The sequence below is a fragment of the Mesorhizobium sp. L-2-11 genome, assembly GCF_016756595.1.
GTDB lineage: Bacteria > Pseudomonadota > Alphaproteobacteria > Rhizobiales > Rhizobiaceae > Mesorhizobium.
In genome coordinates this window covers 3,056,445-3,073,139 of sequence record NZ_AP023257.1, presented here as the reverse complement: position 1 = coordinate 3,073,139, position 16,695 = coordinate 3,056,445, and the positions used below count along the sequence as shown (strand labels likewise).

The following is a 16,695-nucleotide window of genomic DNA, read 5'->3' as shown; positions in this document are numbered from 1 at the left end:
ACACGCCGTGGATCGGTGGTCATAGCTCGGTATAACTCGCAGCCTCGTGCCGCGGTTTCACCAGATAGATAGAGGGCGCAGAAGGCGATAAAGGGCCAAAACCCGGCATTACGAAGATTTAATGTGCAGTGCACAATAAAAACAGCAGCTACCGCAGCATCGGCCACAGCGTCGCTGCCAGCAGCACGCCCATGGCGATGTTGAACCATTTCAGCCGCAGCGGATCCGACAGAAAACCCCGCAGCGCCGTGCCGAAACCTGCCCACACCGAAACGCTCGGCAGGTTGACGACGGTGAAGGCTATCGAAACCAGCGCCACCGACAGAAACGGATGCTCCGGAACGGCATAGATGGCCATGGCGGTGATCGCCATCACCCACGCCTTGGGATTGACCCACTGGAACGCTGCCGCCTCGATGAAGCGCATCGGTCGCGCCTTGGCCTCGCTCTTGCTGCCGAGCGTACGCGCCATGGCGATCTTCCAGGCGAGATAGAGCAGATAGACGCCGCCAGCGATCTTCAGTGCGGTGTGGAGAGCCGGAAACGCAGTCAGCACCGCGCCAAGACCGAAGCCGACGGCAAGCAACAGCACGAGGAAGCCGATGCTGATGCCCAGCATGTGCGGAATGGTTTTGGTAAAACCGAAATTCACGCCGGAAGCCAAAAGCATGAAGTTGTTCGGGCCCGGCGTGATCGAAGTCACGAAGGCATAGACCAGAAGCAAAAGAAATGCATCGAGACTCATGGCTTCCTCCCAAGTAGGTCAGCAATACTGTCTTTTTAGGTCCGGCGCACAAAGGCCGCTCACGACCGCAGCCAACAAACAGGCGGCGATAGAGCGTTGGAGCCATGGCGTCGGACGGTTTACATCCCTTGCGGGCCGCGGTTCATCGCCGCCACGCCGGTGCGGCAGATCTCGACGAGGCCGAGCGGCTTCATGATGGCGATGAACTGGTCGATCTTGGAGCCTTTGCCGGTGATCTCGAAGATGAAATGCTCGGTGTTGGCGTCGATGACGCTGGCGCGGAAGGCATCGGCCAGTCTCAGCGCCTCGACGCGGCCCTCGCCGGTGCCGGCCACTTTCACCAGCGCGAGTTCCCGCTCCAGCGGCCGTTCCTGGCCGAGCTCGTGCGAGCGCACGGTGAGGTCGACGACACGGTGCACCGGCACGATGCGCTCGAGCTGGTGCTTGATCTGCTCCAGCACATGCGGCGTGCCGCGGGTCACGATGGTGATGCGCGACAGATGCTTCTCGTGCTCGGTTTCGGAAACGGTCAGGCTCTCGATATTGTAGCCGCGTCCGGAAAACAGGCCGATGACCCGCGCAAGCACGCCCGGCTCATTGTCGACCAGCACGGAGAGCGTGTGGATTTCCGGTCTTTCCGTTTCCTTGGCGAGGAAGTAGGCCGAGCCGGTCGGTTGAAGCTGTGCGTTCATGACATGGTTCTCGATTCAAACTTTTGAGCTGTTTCTCTGTTTCCGCACGGCTTCTTCCGACAGCCCTGCCCCGGCTGACTGTCACACCAGTTCCCTGCCCTTGGCGTCGATGGCGATGGCCACCGCCTCGTCGGTCGCCTCGTCCGGCAGCAGCATCTCGTTATGCGCCTTGCCCGACGGGATCATCGGGAAGCAGTTGGCAAGAGTGGCGACCCGGCAGTCGAAGATCACCGGCTTCTTCACCGAAATCATTTCCCTGATCGCGTCGTCCAACTCGTCCGGCTTCTCGCAGCGGATGCCGTGGCCGCCATAGGCTTCGGCAAGCTTGACGAAATCCGGCATCGCCTCGGTGTAGGAATGCGAGAGCCGGTTGCCGTGCAAAAGCTGCTGCCACTGCCGCACCATGCCCATATACTGGTTGTTGAGGATGAAGATCTTGATCGGCGCCTCGTACTGCACCGCGGCACTCATCTCCTGCATCGTCATCTGCACCGAGGCGTCGCCGGCAATGTCGATGACCAGCGCATCCGGGTGCGCGATCTGCACGCCGAGCGCCGCCGGCAGACCGTAGCCCATCGTGCCGAGCCCACCGGAGGTCATCCAGCGGTTTGGCTTCTCGAAATGATAGTGCTGCGCCGCCCACATCTGGTGCTGGCCGACCTCGGTGGTGATGTAGGTGTCCATGTCCTTGGTCAGCGCATAGAGCCGCTGCACGGCATATTGCGGCATGATGACGTCGTGGTTCATCCTGTAGGCAAGCGAATCCCGCGCCCGCCATTTCGCGATCTGCTCCCACCATGGGTGCAGCGCCTTCTTGTCGGCCCTGGCGGTCGCCCGCCACAGCCGCACCAGATCCTCCAGCACCCGGCCGACATCGCCGATGACAGGCACATCGGCGTGGACGTTCTTGTTGATCGACGACGGATCGATGTCGATATGGATTTTCTTCGAATTCGGCGAGAACGCGGTGAGCCGGCCGGTGATGCGGTCGTCGAAGCGCGCGCCGATGCAGACCATGACGTCGCAATCATGCATCGCCATGTTGGCTTCATAGGTGCCGTGCATGCCGAGCATGCCCATCCAGTTCTTGCCCGATGCCGGATAGGCGCCAAGCCCCATCAGCGTCGAGGTAATCGGGAAGCCGGTGAGGTCGACCAGTTCGCGCAGCAGATGGCTGGCTTCCGGACCGGAATTGATGACACCGCCGCCGGTATAGAGGATCGGCCTTTTGGCGCTGGCCATCAGCTCGACCGCCGCCTTGATCTTTTCCAGGTCGCCCTGAACATTGGGCTGATAGCTCGTGCGCGGCGCCGTCTGCGGCGGCACATAGGTGCCCTTGGCGAACTGCACGTCCTTGGGGATATCGACGACGACCGGGCCGGGACGTCCTGTCGTTGCGACGTGGAAGGCCTCGTGGATGATCGCCGCGAGCTGGTTGACGTCCTTCACCAGCCAATTGTGCTTGGTGCAGGGCCGCGTGATGCCGACCGTGTCGCACTCCTGGAAGGCGTCCGAGCCGATCAGCGGGGTTGGCACCTGACCGGTCAGGCAGACCAGCGGGATCGAATCCATCAGCGCATCCTGCAGCGGCGTCACCGCGTTGGTGGCGCCCGGCCCCGAGGTCACCAGCATGACGCCGGCCTTGCCGGTCGAGCGCGCATAGCCCTCCGCCGCATGACCGGCGCCCTGCTCGTGACGGACAAGGATGTGCTCGACCTCGTCCTGTTGGAAGATCTCGTCATAGATCGGGAGAACCGCGCCTCCCGGATAGCCGAAAACGTGCTTGACGTCGTTGTCCTTCAGCGCCTGCACCACCATTTCGGCACCGGTCATTTCGCGCCGCTCGTTCTGTCCACTGCTCATCGGTCTGGTCCCGTACTGTCCGCCATCGGGCGATTGCTGGTCGTTTAGTCGTGTTTCGGCCAATAAAAAAGGCCCCCGAGGGAGCCTGTGTCTGCGCATGGGAGGTTTTCGCCCGGCGGTTACACCGCCTTGCCCACACGCTTTCCTACTACGAGAATGAGTGCCGTTTTCATGGTGGCGGACAATAGAATTGGTTTTGCGCCGCTGTCAACGGCGAATATGAAAGACGCCAGAAGCTTGAACCCGGCCATATCAGACGCGCCGGGTGTCTGTCATCGCACCGAGCCAGCTATTTTCGCCAAAAGACACCGCTGCGGTTCGATCGCCGGCAGTAATCGTTGCGAACCCGGACCATCGGGCAAAAACGCTACCGCAACTCGTCCAGAAGTTCGGGATGTTTCTGGAGAAGCGTCATAAGCTGGATTGTGGGACCGCTCGGCTCGACCAAGCCGCGTTCGTATTTGTCGAAAGCGTTTTCGCCCACCTTGAACAGCGCGCCGGCGTCCCGCTGCGACAATTTCAGCTTGGCGCGGATCCGCCGGATGGTGGCCGGCGCCGGCACGCCGTCGATCTTTTCCTTGAGGCTGCGCAGCGCCTCGTCGACAACACTCATATCCTTGCCGACGTGCACGCCGTCCCCCTCCTCGGCCGGATAGTAGCCCGGAAGGTCGACTGTAGCGCTTTCCCCTTTGTACTCGACAATGAACGGCCGGACGCCACGCGTCAGCGTCTCACCAGTCTCCGGGGAGATCATCGTGTCGGACAATATCTTCTCGCGCCCTGCCATGATCATTTCTCCTTGAACGAGATGACGGTGAATTCTGTCAGGACATCCGCCTGAAATTTTACATAGAGAACCAAACCCCTGGCCGGGACGTGGTACACGTCTTGCCAGACACGGTGATCGGCGAAAGTCGTCATCGACTTGAAGAACATTTTCCGCTCGATGCTCCCGATCACCTCGACGATGCCGGCACGTTCAAAGCCGAGACTTGTGGCGTGCCGCAAGGCTGAGGTTGTGATGGCCAGCGTCTCGATCGATCCGATTGCCGCCTTGATGGCATCAAGATCATAAGTCGGCCGCCGCTTCTCCATGGCACTATATGCCACCATAAAGGGGGCAATTCAAGATCGCCGCCATCACCCTGCCCTCGCCTCGTTGGGTTGGCTTTGCGCCCGCAACGGCCGAAGCGGATACCCTTTCGGTTTCTCAGCTCTCGTCCCTGGCTCGACCGTCGACCCGCTTATTTCCAAAGCAGGTTCGGAGTCATTGCCGCTTTATAGGAACTTCCAGCTTGGCCACTTCATCCTGTAGCAAAGGTCCTCGATCATCCCGATAAGCCATTGAAACCACGCCAAACTATTTGACGACGTGACGCGGCGCACAGTTTGCCGCGATACTCCCGGTCGACCGGCCTGGGAGGGTCAGGCAAGCCGCGATGACGACCAGGACTTCACGGGAGGAAATTGATGCTCGACAAGGCTCCAGCCAAGAAACTGTCCGACCTGCTCGACCAATTCAGCGCAGCGCTCGCCGTCGGCGACTTCGACGGAGTGGTCGGGTGCTTTCAGGAAGACTGCTACTGGCGCGACCTGGTGACCTTCACCTGGAACATCAAGACCATGGAAGGTCGCGACCAGGTGCGCGATATGCTGATGAGCCAGTTGGCGAAGATAAAGCCATCGAATTGGGCGCTTGCGACAGGCGAAGACGTCACAGAGAGCGACGGGCTGCTAGAAGGCTGGATCAGTTTCGAAACCGAGGTTGCGCGCGGCTTCGGCCATATCAGGCTGAAGAACGGCAAGATCTGGACGCTGCTCACCACCATGGTCGAGCTGAAGGGCCATGAGGAACCCGCCGGCTTCGCCCGGCCGTTAGGCGCCAAGCACGGTCACGGCAAAAACCGGCCGACCTGGAAAGAGGAGCGCGAGAAAGAGGCCGCCGACCTCGGCTTTGTCAGTCAGCCCAACACGCTGATCATCGGCGGCGGCCAGGGCGGCATCGCGCTCGGTGCCCGGCTGCGGCAGCTCGGCGTGCCGACCATCATCGTCGAGAAGAACGCGCGTGCCGGCGATTCATGGCGCAAGCGTTACAAGTCGCTCTGCCTGCATGATCCGGTCTGGTACGACCATCTACCGTATATCGATTTTCCGAAGAACTGGCCGGTCTTCTCGCCCAAGGACAAGATCGGCGACTGGCTGGAAATGTACACCAAGGTCATGGAGCTGAACTATTGGTCCTCCACTGAGGCCAAGAGCGCCACCTATGACGATCAGAACAAGGAATGGACGGTCGTCGTCCATCGCGACGGCAAGGACATCACGCTGAAGCCCAAGCAGCTGGTGCTGGCCACCGGCATGTCGGGCCGGCCCAACATCCCGCAGTTCAAAGGCATGGAGAATTTCAGGGGCGATCAGCACCATTCCTCGAAACATCCCGGTCCAGACAGCTATTTTGGCAAGAAAGTCGTCGTCATCGGATCGAACAATTCCGCGCATGATATCTGCGCCGCACTCTGGGAAGCCGGCGTCGACGTCACCATGGTGCAGCGGTCGACCACGCACATCGTCAAATCCGACACGCTGATGGATATCGGGCTCGGAGCCCTCTATTCGGAACAGGCCGTGCAAAACGGCATGACCACGGCCAGGGCCGATCTCATCTTCGCCTCCCTGCCCTACAAGATCCTGCATGAATTCCAGATTCCGCTGTACGAGAAGATGAAGGAGCGTGATGCCGCCTTCTACGAGGGCCTGGAAAGAGCTGGCTTCATGCTCGACTGGGGTGACGACGGCTCGGGCCTGTTCATGAAATACCTCAGGCGCGGTTCCGGCTACTATATCGATGTCGGCGCCTCCCAGTTGATCATCGACGGCGCCATCAAGCTGAAGAGCGGCGTCGACGTGACCGAGATCAAGGAACATTCGGTGCTGCTCAGCGACGGCACCGAGCTGCCGGCGGATGTCGTCGTCTATGCCACCGGCTACGGTTCGATGAACGGCTGGGCGGCGGAGCTGATCTCGAAAGAGGTCGCCGACAAAGTCGGCAAATGCTGGGGGCTCGGCTCGAACACCACCAAGGATCCCGGTCCCTGGGAGGGCGAGCAGCGCAACATGTGGAAGCCGACGCAACAGGAAGCGCTGTGGTTCCACGGCGGCAATCTGCACCAGTCACGCCACTATTCGCAGTTCCTGTCGCTGCAGTTGAAAGCACGGCACGAGGGCATCGCGACGCCGGTCTACGGGCTGCAGCAGGTGTATCACGCGGGATAGAGATTAGAGGCTGTCACCGGGAAGGCCCGATGCCAGTCGGTTCAATTTTCGCGACCGGCTTAATGGTCCCTACACCATCCGACCTCACCCCACCTTAACCCCGTCGGTGTAAGGTCGATTGCCCTGGGGAAATGGGAAGGGGAAATGGGAAACAGCCTGTCCATGTTCATCGACCGCGACGCCTCCGTCGGAGAGCCGACATTGCAGGAGCGCCGCAAGGCGGAGCAGAGCGACAAGCGCGTTCTGGGCAATGTCGTCCAGTGCGACGGCGCGCGCGCCATCATCAGCGCCCATGCCGCCGATTTCGTCGGCACTGTCACCGGCCATTGGAGCGTCGGCAAGATGATCTCCATCAACCTTGGCAACACGCGAACCGTCGGGCTGGTCTACGCAGTCGGCAAGTCGGATCGCGCCTGGCACGATGAGGGCCAGAACCCGATCGAGGTCAGTATCGAACTCATCGGCGAAGTGCGCGACGGCGCCGAGCCCGGCGCCAAACCGATTTTCGACCGCGGTATCACCGCCTATCCGCATATCGGCGCCATTGCCCACCGCATCCGCAGCCGCGACCTGCAGGCGGTCTATGACCTCGCCGGGCGTCACTCGATCACCATCGGCACGCTGTCACAGGATGAGGCGATCGACGCCAACATCGCTATCGACGACACGCTGGCGCGCCATTTCGCCATTGTCGGCACCACCGGCGTCGGCAAATCCACCGCCGTCTCGCTGCTTTTGCGCAAGTCGCTCGCGGCTCGACCCGACCTGCGCGTTCTCATCCTCGATCCGCACAACGAGTTCGCCGCGTCCTTGCCAGAGCATTGCGTCAAGGTCGATTCGACGACGCTGGACCTGCCCTTCTGGATGTTCAAGCTCGAGGAGTTTGCCGAAGTGCTGTTTCGCGGTCGAGAGACCGTGCCGGAAGAGGTCGACGCCTTGCGCGATCTCATTCCGGCGGCCAAAAACCTCTATCGCAATCCCAATTCGGGCACCTATCTCAGGCGCGGCAGCGATGCGCTGACCGCGGACACGCCGGTGCCCTATCGCATTGTCGATCTCATCAAGCAGATCGATGAGCGCATGGGACTGCTGGAAAGCAAGAACGACCGTCCCACCCTCAAATCGCTGAAGACGCGCATCGAATCGGCAGCCTCGGATCCGCGCTACCGCTTCATGTTCAACTCGCGGCTGATCGAGGACACCATCCACGAGACGATCGGCAACATCTTCCGCGTGCCGCATCACGGGCGCCCGGTGACCTGCTTCGAGATGGCAGGCATGCCTTCGGAAGTGGTCAATTCTGTCTGCTCGGTGCTGGCGCGTCTTGCCTTCGACCTGGCGCTGTGGAGCGAAGGCCGGCTGCGGCTGCTTTTGTTGTGCGAGGAAGCGCACCGCTACATGCCGGCCGATCCGCGCCTTGGTTTCGCGCCGACCCGGCACGCGCTGTCGCGCATCGCCAAGGAAGGCCGCAAGTATGGTTGTTATCTCGGCATCGTCACCCAGCGCCCGGGCGAACTCGATCCCACCATCCTGTCGCAGTGCTCGACCTTTTTTGCCATGCGGCTCGCCAACGAGCAGGACCAGGCGATCATCCGCTCGGCGATCGCCGATTCCTCGGCCTCGACACTGGCATTCCTGTCTTCGATGGGCCAGCGCGAAGCCATCGCCTTTGGTGAAGGCGTGGCGACGACCATGCGAATGAAATTCGAAAAACTGTCCGAGGGTCTGATCCCGGGCACCGCCAAGCGCGAGCAAGCCTTGCCTTCCGAGCTTGGCCATGATGTCGATCTGGTGGCGATCGTCGAAAGGCTCCGCAACGTGCCAAAGCCGCAGCAGGCGATGGCCTTCGCCGAAGCCGTCGATTCGAGCCGGCAGGCCGGCGATCCCGATTATCGCAAGCCGCCCACCCCCCGCGTCCAACCCGACGACGATTTCGACCTGCGCTATGGCCTCAGGCCGACAACCTTCGGCCTGCGCCCGCAGAACGATTGAGGCGGCCAGTAAAAAAATGGCGAGAGGGTTTAGGGGCCGGCGCCAGGCGTCTAAAGACGTTCTTCGAAAAATTCCGGCGTGATGTTCCGGCCGCGATAGAAAATGCCCAAAATCAGCACCCGCTCGCCGTCGACGGCGAAAGCGATGCTGACGGTGCGCCGGTAGCCGATAATGCGCAGACCAGGCATGACCTCCAGCCGCTCGGTGCCCCGTTGCGGGAACGTCGAGAGCCCGAGGCAATGGTCGCGGACACCGGCAACGAAATTCCAGGCGATGGTGGGCGAGGCTCGTTCCGCGATATCGTCATAGAGCCCTTGTAGCTCTGCCTCCGCCTTGGGATGAAAGACGACCTGATAATCCATCCCCTATTTGGCTTTGGCCAGGTTCGCGCGGTGACGCCCTTCCAATCGGGAAAAGACCGTGTCGGCCGGGATACCCTTCGTCCGATCTTGCTGGAACTCGGCCAAGCGGGAAGGTATCTCCTCGCGGAGCCACTTCTCGCGCTCCGCCTCGAAATCCTCGAGCATGCGCAGGCCCGCACGCACAACCTCGCTGGCATTGTTGTAGCGGCCGGATTCGAGCTGCTTCCTGATGAAGTTCTCGTAGTGATCATTGAGAGCGTAATTTGGCATGGTGGCCTCCTATCGAGATAATAGGTTGACAGCACGATCTAGCAATAGATGTCAACTATTGGCAATACGCGAGATTTCGCCAAGCATGGGATTTCAGGCGCAGACGCGGTTTCGGCCTTGCCTCTTGGCCTCATACAGCTGGCGGTCGGCGCGGCGATAGAATTCTTCGGCGGTTTCCTTGCGATCCCAGACGGCAAGGCCGACGCTGGTGGTGATCTTCAGCCGGACATTGCCGGACAGTATCGACATATTGGCGATCGCCTTGCGGATGCGCTCGGCGAACTTGGATAGCAGTTCGGCATCCATGTTGGGCGTGACCACCGCGAACTCCTCGCCACCCAGGCGCGCCACCACGTCGTGATAACGCGTCATGTCCTTGAGACAATTGGCGACCGCCCGCAACACCTCGTCACCGACGTCATGACCGTGGGTATCGTTCACCTGCTTGAAATGGTCGAGATCAAGGATCATCAGCCCGACCGGCTTGTCGATGCGACGGAATTCCTCGAGATATTCCTTCAGTGCATCGTCGAAATAGCGCCGGTTCTGCATACCGGTCAGGCCGTCGGTCAGCGCCGCATGCTCCAGCGTTTCCGAACGGGCGCTGAGCGAAACTGTCATGGCGCGCAGCTTGCCTTCTTCCGTCGCCTGCTTGCGGATCAGCGGGTAGATGAAGAAAATCCCGAAGAACAGGGCAGTCGCCAAAAGCACGCCGGTCCCAAACAACAGCTTGTTGAGATAAACGGTCTCCTCAATCCCGGCGGGCGTAGTGATCTCCGCCGCGAGCGCCTGCAGAAGCCCATAGGCGTGAAGCGTCACCAGGCCGGCGGCCAGGATCACGAAGATGAAGACGAAAAAGGCTGATTCCGCCTTGTGAAAACGCATCTGCTCCCCGTTGCAAAACCCTAAAGACGTTATGGCATCGACGGCCTTACGGAGGGTTAATTAGGACAACTTCAACGGGAAGTCTTCTCTTGAAGTCAACTTTTCAGGTTGCACTGAAAAGGGTATCCGAGATCGTGGATCCCACACGATCACCAAGGCGCAATCTCAGCCATTCCGGACCCAGCTGATGCCTGAACCAGGTCGCCTGGCGCTTGGCATATTGTCGCGTTGCGATCTTGGCGCGCTCGATCGCTTCGGGAAAACTCAGCTCGCCGGCCATTGCGGCCCGGAGTTCGCGAACGCCGATGGCTTTCATCGCCGGCAAGTCAGGATCGAGGCCAAGCTCGGCCAGCCGCCTGACCTCATCGATGGCGCCCTTCTCCAGCATTCGGTCGAACCGCGCCTCGATCCGCTTCACCAGCTCCGCCCGGTCGGGCTCGATCACAAGGAAGCGCGTGCTGACCCTGTCGATCAGTGGACGGCCGCGCGCCGCCTGCCATTCCAGGATGGAACGGCCCGATGCGTCGAGCACCTCCAGCGCCCGCACGATGCGCTGGCCGTCGGTCGGCTTCAGCATCATGCCGGCTGCGGAATCCTCGCGCAGCAGGATGCGGTGCAGCTTGGCTGCGCCCTGCTCCTGGAGTTCGTAGCGCCAGCGATCACGGATCGACTGCGGAATGTCGGGCATTTCCGAAATGCCTTCGGCAAGCGCGCGGAAATAAAGCCCGGTACCGCCGACGAAAATCACCGGCCGTTCGACGAACGTGCCGTCGTCGATGAGCTTCATCAGGTCGCGCAGCCAGGCGCCGGTGGAATAGGCGGTGGAAGGATGGACATGCCCGTAGAGGAAATGCGGGACGCGAGCGAGTTCGGCAGCAGTTGGCCGCGCCGTCAGCACGTCGAGCACCGAATAGACCTGCATCGAATCGGTGTTGACGATGACGCCGCCGTCGCGCTCGGCGAGGTCGAGCGCAAGGGCGGACTTGCCGCTGGCGGTCGGCCCGGCTATCAGGATCGCGTTCTTAACGCGGCCCTCGCCCGCCTGCCCGCCGGAATTTTTTATGCCGCTGATCGCCACGCTTGTATCCCATCCCGCCGGTCGCGCATTGTCGCCGGCGCTTGCGAATATGGCGTCGCGGTCGATCGGCGCAAGCACTGTTCGCTGGCTGGCCGAAGGCATCGCCTGCGAATTCGCTCTGCCCGAGACGGCCGAAGCCGCTGAAGCGACCGCCAGCCTGCGCACGGTGCTTGCACCCGAACCGGTCGACGTCATCATTCAGCGGCACGAGGGAAGGCGGAAGAAAATCCTTATCGCCGATATGGATTCGACCGTTATCGACCAGGAGTGCATCGACGAGCTCGCCGACGAGATCGGCGTCAAGGATTACGTCGCCGCCATCACGGCGCGATCGATGAAAGGCGAGATCGCTTTCGAGCCGGCCTTGCGCGAGCGGGTGGCGCTGCTGAAAGGTCTCGACACTGCCGTGGTCGACCGCATCATCGCCAATCGCCTGACCCTGGCTTCCGGTGGTCGCGCGCTTGTCCAGACCATGCGCGCCAACGGCGCGTGGACTGCGCTCGTGTCGGGTGGCTTCAACGTCTTCACCTCACGCATCGCCGTCATGCTCGGCTTTCAGGAGAACCGCGCCAACTTACTGATCGAGCAGGATGGCCGCTTCACCGGGCTGGTCGCCGAGCCGATCCTGGGGCGTGCCGCCAAGGCCGATGCGCTGCTCGAGATTTCGGCGCGCCTCGGGCTGACGACCGCCGACGCCATTGCTGTCGGCGATGGCGCCAACGACCTCGACATGATCCGGCTTGCCGGCACCGGTGTGGCGCTTCATGCCAAGCAGGTCGTGGCGGCGGAGGCAAAATTCCGCATCGACCATGGCGACCTGACCGCGCTTCTCTATCTGCAGGGCTACCGGCGGGAGGAATTTGTCGAGTGACGCCGATCCGCACCGAGCGCCTGATCCTGCGCAACTGGGAGGATCGCGACCGCGACCTCTTCTACCGCATCAACTCCGACGAGCGCGTCATGGAATTCTTTCCGTTTCGCCGCGACCGCGCGCAGGCCGACGCCAAGATGGACGAGTTCCGCGCCTGGATTGCCGAGGATGGCTACGGTTTCGCTGCCGCCGAGATAATCGAAACGCGCCAATGCATCGGCTTCGTCGGCCTCCTCGACACCGATCATTTGCCCTTCCTGCCGGCCGGCACCGTCGAGATCGGCTGGCGCCTGGCGCCCGAATTCTGGGGCCATGGCTATGTCACCGAGGCAGCGGAAGCCTGGCTCGCCTATGGCTTCGAAACCCTTGGCCTCGAGGAAATCGTTTCTTTCGCCGTCAGGGATAACAGCCGGTCCACCGCCGTCATGGAACGCCTCGGCATGACCGCCGACCCGGCCAGCGATTTCGACCACCCCGGCATTCCGGACAGCCACGCCAGGCTCAAGCGGCACGTGTTCTACAGGCTGACAGCCAAGGATTGGCAATCAAGGAAAAAGACGGCCCGCTAGCCGCCTTTTTCCTTAAATCAAAGTGCTGCAGATTTTACCGGACTCAATTCATCCGGATCGTCACGAACCGCAATTCGCCGCTCTTCGACGCCAGCATCAGCAGCGCATTCTTGCGTCCCTGCTCCTTCAACGCAGCAATCCGGTCCATGACATCCTTGGGCGTGGCGACTGATTCCTGCGCGATCTCGGTGATCACCTCGCCGGCCTGGATGCCGCGTTCGGCAGCGGCCGAATCCTTGGCGACGTCGGTGATGACGACGCCGGAGACTTCGGCGGCAATGCCGAATTTCGTCCGCGTCTCGTCGTTGAGTTCGCCAACGGTCATGCCGAGCACCGAAGCCGTCGAAACGGCAGGCGCCTCGTCGTCAGTGTCCTTGCCGGTATTGCCGTTCTCGGCGCTGGCAAGCTTTTCGCCATCTTCGAGCCGGCCAAGCGTCACCTTCACGGTCTGCTCGACGCCCTTGCGCACGATGACCACGTCGACAGCCTTGCCGACCGTGCTCTCGGCGACGACGCGCGGCAGGTCGCGCATTTCATTGACGTCCCTGCCGTCGAACTTGATGATAACGTCGCCGGCCAGGATGGTGCCGTTGTCGACAGGCCCGCCCTTGATGACGCCGGCGACCAGCGCGCCCTTGGCGGTCGCCATGCCGAGGCTTTCGGCAATATCGTCCGTCACCGGCTGGATGCGCACACCGAGCCAGCCGCGCCGCGTCTCGCCGAACTGGCGAAGTTGGTCGACGACGCCCAACGCCAGCTGCGAGGGAATGGAAAAGCCGATGCCGATCGAGCCGCCGGACGGCGAGATGATCGCCGTGTTGATGCCGATCACCTCGCCGGCGCTGTTGAACAGCGGCCCGCCGGAATTGCCGCGGTTGATCGCGGCATCGGTCTGGATGAAATCGTCATAGGGGCCGGAATTGATGTCGCGGTTGCGGGCCGAGACGATACCGACCGTCACGGTGCCGCCGAGGCCGAACGGGTTGCCGATCGCCATCACCCAGTCACCGACGCGCATCTTGCTGGAATCGCCGAATTTCACCGCCGTCAGCTTGTGCCCTTTCGGATCGACCTTCAGCACCGCCACGTCGGTCTTGGTGTCGGTGCCGACCAGCGTCGCCTTCAGCGTCACGCCGTCGGAGAAATTCACCTCGATATCGTCGGCATCGGCGATCACGTGGTTATTCGTCACCACGATGCCTTGCTCGGCGTCGACCACGAAGCCTGAGCCCAGCGACTGCACCTTTTGCGAAGGGTTGCCCTGTTCGCCGGGACGGTTCTTGAAGAAATCGTCGAAGAAGTCCTGGAAGGGCGAGCCCTCCGGAAGCTGCGGCATCGGCACCGCGCCCGGACCTTCCGTGCCCTTCACCCTCTGTGAGGTCGATATATTGACCACGGCGCCGAGCAAGCCCTGTGCAAGATCGGCGACTGAAGCCGGACCGTCGTCGGCGGCCGCGGGCGTCACCAGCGACGGGACGGTAGCGGCGCCGATAAGAAGTGCTGCAGCACCCGCGGTGAACGTCCGCTTCGCCGCGCGCAAAAAGCTGTTGGATGTCATCGAGAAGCCTCCCGGTGTCTCTGAGAAGAAAAGCGCTCGCCGAAGACGCTGCGTCGAGCCCATGTTGGCAAGAAATACGGCACGTTTGCGGCTATGGCTATCGGCGGAAGATAAATCCTCCGTTATCCCGAATCATCGTCATCCACCACGCACCAGCCAGACCAGGCCGACACCAACGGCGATTGCAATCAGCCCGGCGATCCGCAGCGTATTCTCCGGCATCGACAGAACTTCGCCGGCAAGTTTTTTGGCGAGGCCGGGAAAGCCGCCATAGACCAGGCCCTCGACGACGAGAACCAGGCCTATCGCCGCCAGAAAGTCCTGCACCGGCCGCTACTGGCCGGTGCCTGGCTGCGCTGTCGGTGCAGCGGGTGCACGGGGCGCTGCTGCTGCACCAGGTGCTGCTGCCCCAGGCGCTGCTGCTGCCGGCGTGTCCGCGCCGGCGGGATTGCGGAAGAAACGGAAGAAATCCGAATTCGGCGACAGCACCATCGTCGTCCCGGTATTGTCCAGCGCCGTGCCGTAGGCATTCATCGACCGGTAAAAGTCGAAGAAGGCTGGATCGCGCTGGTAGGCATTCGCGAAGGTGGCGCTGCGTTGAGCTTCGCCTTCACCGCGCAGGATTTCAGACTCTCTGCGTGCTTCGGCGACGATCTCCACCACTTCGCGGTCGGCGCGCGCCCTGATGCGCTGCGCCGCCTCGTTGCCGCGCGCCCGCAGCCGCTCGGCTTCGGCCAGACGCTCGGCCTTCATGCGGTCATATGTCTGTTGCGAGACTTCCGCCGTCAAATCGGTCCGGCGAATGCGGACATCCTCGATCTGCAGGCCGAGCGACGTGGCGTCGGGCCTCAGCTGATCGCGTACTTCGCGCATCATCACGGCTCGCTCTTCCGAGAGCGCCGCCTCGAAGTCGCGCAAACCGTAGACACGGCGCAAGGCGGCGTCGAGACGCGTCCTCAAGCGTGCCTCGGCCAGTTCGATCTGGCCGGACACCGCGGAGCGGAACACGCGCGGATCCGAGATCCGGTATGCGATGAAGGCGTCGACCTCATAAAACTTGCCGCCCGAAACCTGGACGCGGATGTTGTCGAGGTCGAAGCGCAGCACCCTGTTTTCGATCAACTGCACGCTGTCGGCATCGAAGAAGGCGAACGGCGCTTTGAAATAGATGCCCGGCTGGCTCTTGACGTCGACGATCTCGCCGAACCTGAGCACCAGCGCCTGCTGGCGCGCATTGACGACGAAGACCGACGAATAGAGCAAGAACAGGACGACTGCGGCTATGACGGCGATGATGGAAAGACGGTTGGCCATCACTGGTTTCCTCCCAGCACCGGCGCCGGCGCCTTCTGCTGCAATGCCGGCAGCGGCAGATAGGGGACGACCCCTGGTCCGCTGCCTTGCTCGATAATGACCTTGCTGGAATCCTTCAGAACCCTCTCCATCGTTTCCAGATAAAGCCGCTGGCGCGTCACATCCGGCGCCTTGGCGTACTCGTCATAGATCGAGATAAAGCGCTGTGCCTCGCCTTCGGCCTCCTGCACGACCCGGTTCTTGTAGCCGGCCGCCTCCTCGCGGATCTGTGCGGCCTCGCCGCGCGCCTGGCCGAGCTTCTGGTTGGAATACTGGTTGGCCTGCTCCACGAACTTGTCCTCGTCCTGTTCTGCGCGCTGCACCTCATCGAAGGCGTCGGCCACTTCGCGCGGCGGCGCGGCATCCTCGATCGAGATCGCGTTGACGTTCAGGCCGGCCTTATAGCCGTCCAGCGTCGTCTGGATGATTTCGCGCACCGACGCTGCAATGCCCTCGCGATCGTCGCGGAAGATGTCCTGCGCCGGCCGCCGGCCGACCGCTTCGCGCATGGCGCTTTCGGCGACCTGGCGCAGCATGCCGTCGGGATCGGACACGTCGAACAGATAGGCTCTCGGATCGGAGACCTGATAGGCCACCGAGAACTGCACGTTGACGATGTTCTGGTCGCCCGAAAGCATCAGACCTGAACCGTTGCCGGAGGCCGTGCCACCGCCGATGTTGACGAGTTGTTCGGCGATATTGGCCGTCTCGACCGTCTCGATGGGCCACCAATGGAAGTGCAGGCCGGGCTGGGAGAGCTCCGCTTTTGGCACGCCGAATCTGAGTTCTACCGCAACCTCGTCGGGCTGCACGGTATAGACCGCCTTGAACGCCCACAGCGCTATAAGCGCTGCCGCAATCAATCCGAATACGGCTGGGCTGGCGCCAGCGCCACCCGGCAAAGCACGCCGCAACCTGTCCTGGCCGCGCCGGATGATGTCTTCGAGATCGGGAGGCGAGCCCTGCGGACCGCTAGGCCCCTTTGGTCCCTGCCCCCAGGGTCCTGGACTGTTGCCGCCGCCCCATGGGCCGCCGCCGCCGCTTTTGTCGTTCCAGGGCATGAATGTCCTTTCGCTCCCTCACGCGCCGGCCTGACGACGCAAATCCAGTGTTGTTCTTCTATAGGGATGCGACGGCGCGCTTTCAACGCGATCGGTCGTCGTCACCGTCCGATTTGGACCGTC

17 protein-coding genes are annotated in these 16,695 nt (G+C 62.1%); 4 read left to right on the top strand and 13 right to left on the bottom strand.

What is annotated here, in order from left to right; all coding sequences use genetic code 11:
* Positions 1–148: 148 nt before the first annotated feature.
* From JG739_RS14715 to JG739_RS14695, 5 genes are all read right to left on the bottom strand, one after another.
* On the bottom strand, positions 149–745 hold the full coding sequence (locus JG739_RS14715) for a LysE family translocator (protein ID WP_202367073.1): 597 nt from the start codon (positions 743–745) through the stop codon (positions 149–151).
* A gap of 119 nt (positions 746–864) precedes the next feature.
* A complete protein-coding gene (ilvN, locus tag JG739_RS14710; protein ID WP_202367072.1) occupies positions 865–1,437 on the bottom strand; it encodes an acetolactate synthase small subunit in 573 nt (190 codons plus the stop codon).
* Positions 1,438–1,518: 81 nt separating this feature from the next.
* The gene (locus tag JG739_RS14705) at positions 1,519–3,270 is read right to left on the bottom strand and encodes an acetolactate synthase 3 large subunit (RefSeq protein WP_244749948.1); all 1,752 of its coding nucleotides are present in this window, start codon (positions 3,268–3,270) and stop codon (positions 1,519–1,521) included.
* 397 nt (positions 3,271–3,667) lie between these two features.
* Entirely contained in the window at positions 3,668–4,087 is a 420-nt protein-coding gene (locus JG739_RS14700; protein WP_202367070.1) for a type II toxin-antitoxin system MqsA family antitoxin, read from the bottom strand.
* Between the two features lie 2 nt (positions 4,088–4,089).
* The gene (locus JG739_RS14695) at positions 4,090–4,395 is read right to left on the bottom strand and encodes a type II toxin-antitoxin system MqsR family toxin (RefSeq protein ID WP_202367069.1); all 306 of its coding nucleotides are present in this window, start codon (positions 4,393–4,395) and stop codon (positions 4,090–4,092) included.
* A 375-nt stretch (positions 4,396–4,770) separates the two neighbouring features.
* On the opposite strand from JG739_RS14695, the gene JG739_RS14690 reads away from it, so the two are divergent.
* Both JG739_RS14690 and JG739_RS14685 read left to right on the top strand, forming a co-directional pair.
* Entirely contained in the window at positions 4,771–6,573 is a 1,803-nt protein-coding gene (locus JG739_RS14690; protein ID WP_202367068.1) for an NAD(P)/FAD-dependent oxidoreductase, read from the top strand.
* 162 nt (positions 6,574–6,735) lie between these two features.
* A complete protein-coding gene (locus JG739_RS14685) occupies positions 6,736–8,565 on the top strand; it encodes an ATP-binding protein (protein WP_202367474.1) in 1,830 nt (609 codons plus the stop codon).
* A 50-nt stretch (positions 8,566–8,615) separates the two neighbouring features.
* On the opposite strand, the gene JG739_RS14680 is transcribed toward JG739_RS14685, so the two are convergent.
* The 4 genes from JG739_RS14680 to miaA all read right to left on the bottom strand — a co-directional run bounded on the left by JG739_RS14680 (position 8,616) and on the right by miaA (position 11,154).
* Entirely contained in the window at positions 8,616–8,927 is a 312-nt protein-coding gene (locus tag JG739_RS14680) for a type II toxin-antitoxin system RelE/ParE family toxin (protein WP_202367067.1), read from the bottom strand.
* Positions 8,928–8,930: 3 nt separating this feature from the next.
* Positions 8,931–9,197: a type II toxin-antitoxin system ParD family antitoxin gene (locus JG739_RS14675; protein WP_202367066.1), complete on the bottom strand. Its 267-nt coding sequence runs from the start codon at positions 9,195–9,197 to the stop codon at positions 8,931–8,933.
* 93 nt (positions 9,198–9,290) lie between these two features.
* A complete protein-coding gene (locus JG739_RS14670; RefSeq protein ID WP_202367065.1) occupies positions 9,291–10,082 on the bottom strand; it encodes a GGDEF domain-containing protein in 792 nt (263 codons plus the stop codon).
* A gap of 103 nt (positions 10,083–10,185) precedes the next feature.
* A complete protein-coding gene (gene miaA / locus JG739_RS14665; RefSeq protein ID WP_202367473.1) occupies positions 10,186–11,154 on the bottom strand; it encodes a tRNA (adenosine(37)-N6)-dimethylallyltransferase MiaA in 969 nt (322 codons plus the stop codon).
* Here miaA and serB point away from each other — a divergent pair.
* Together serB and JG739_RS14655 are read left to right on the top strand one after the other, a co-directional pair.
* Entirely contained in the window at positions 11,144–12,031 is an 888-nt protein-coding gene (gene serB / locus JG739_RS14660; protein WP_202367064.1) for a phosphoserine phosphatase SerB, read from the top strand. The genes miaA and serB overlap by 11 nt on opposite strands.
* Positions 12,028–12,600, top strand: coding sequence for a GNAT family N-acetyltransferase (locus JG739_RS14655; protein ID WP_202367063.1), 573 nt, complete (start codon positions 12,028–12,030; stop codon positions 12,598–12,600). The genes serB and JG739_RS14655 overlap by 4 nt, the downstream gene beginning before the upstream one ends.
* Before the next feature lie 43 nt (positions 12,601–12,643).
* Here JG739_RS14655 and JG739_RS14650 read toward each other — a convergent pair whose 3' ends face one another.
* The 4 genes from JG739_RS14650 to hflK form a co-directional block, all read right to left on the bottom strand.
* A complete protein-coding gene (locus JG739_RS14650) occupies positions 12,644–14,158 on the bottom strand; it encodes a DegQ family serine endoprotease (protein WP_202367062.1) in 1,515 nt (504 codons plus the stop codon).
* A gap of 138 nt (positions 14,159–14,296) precedes the next feature.
* Complete coding sequence (locus tag JG739_RS14645; RefSeq protein WP_202367061.1) at positions 14,297–14,485, bottom strand: DUF2065 domain-containing protein; 189 nt, start codon at positions 14,483–14,485, stop codon at positions 14,297–14,299.
* A gap of 6 nt (positions 14,486–14,491) precedes the next feature.
* Entirely contained in the window at positions 14,492–15,472 is a 981-nt protein-coding gene (gene hflC / locus JG739_RS14640; RefSeq protein ID WP_202367060.1) for a protease modulator HflC, read from the bottom strand.
* Positions 15,472–16,572, bottom strand: coding sequence for an FtsH protease activity modulator HflK (gene hflK / locus JG739_RS14635; RefSeq protein ID WP_202367059.1), 1,101 nt, complete (start codon positions 16,570–16,572; stop codon positions 15,472–15,474). Before hflK ends, hflC begins: the two co-directional genes overlap by 1 nt.
* Positions 16,573–16,695 lie beyond the last annotated feature (123 nt).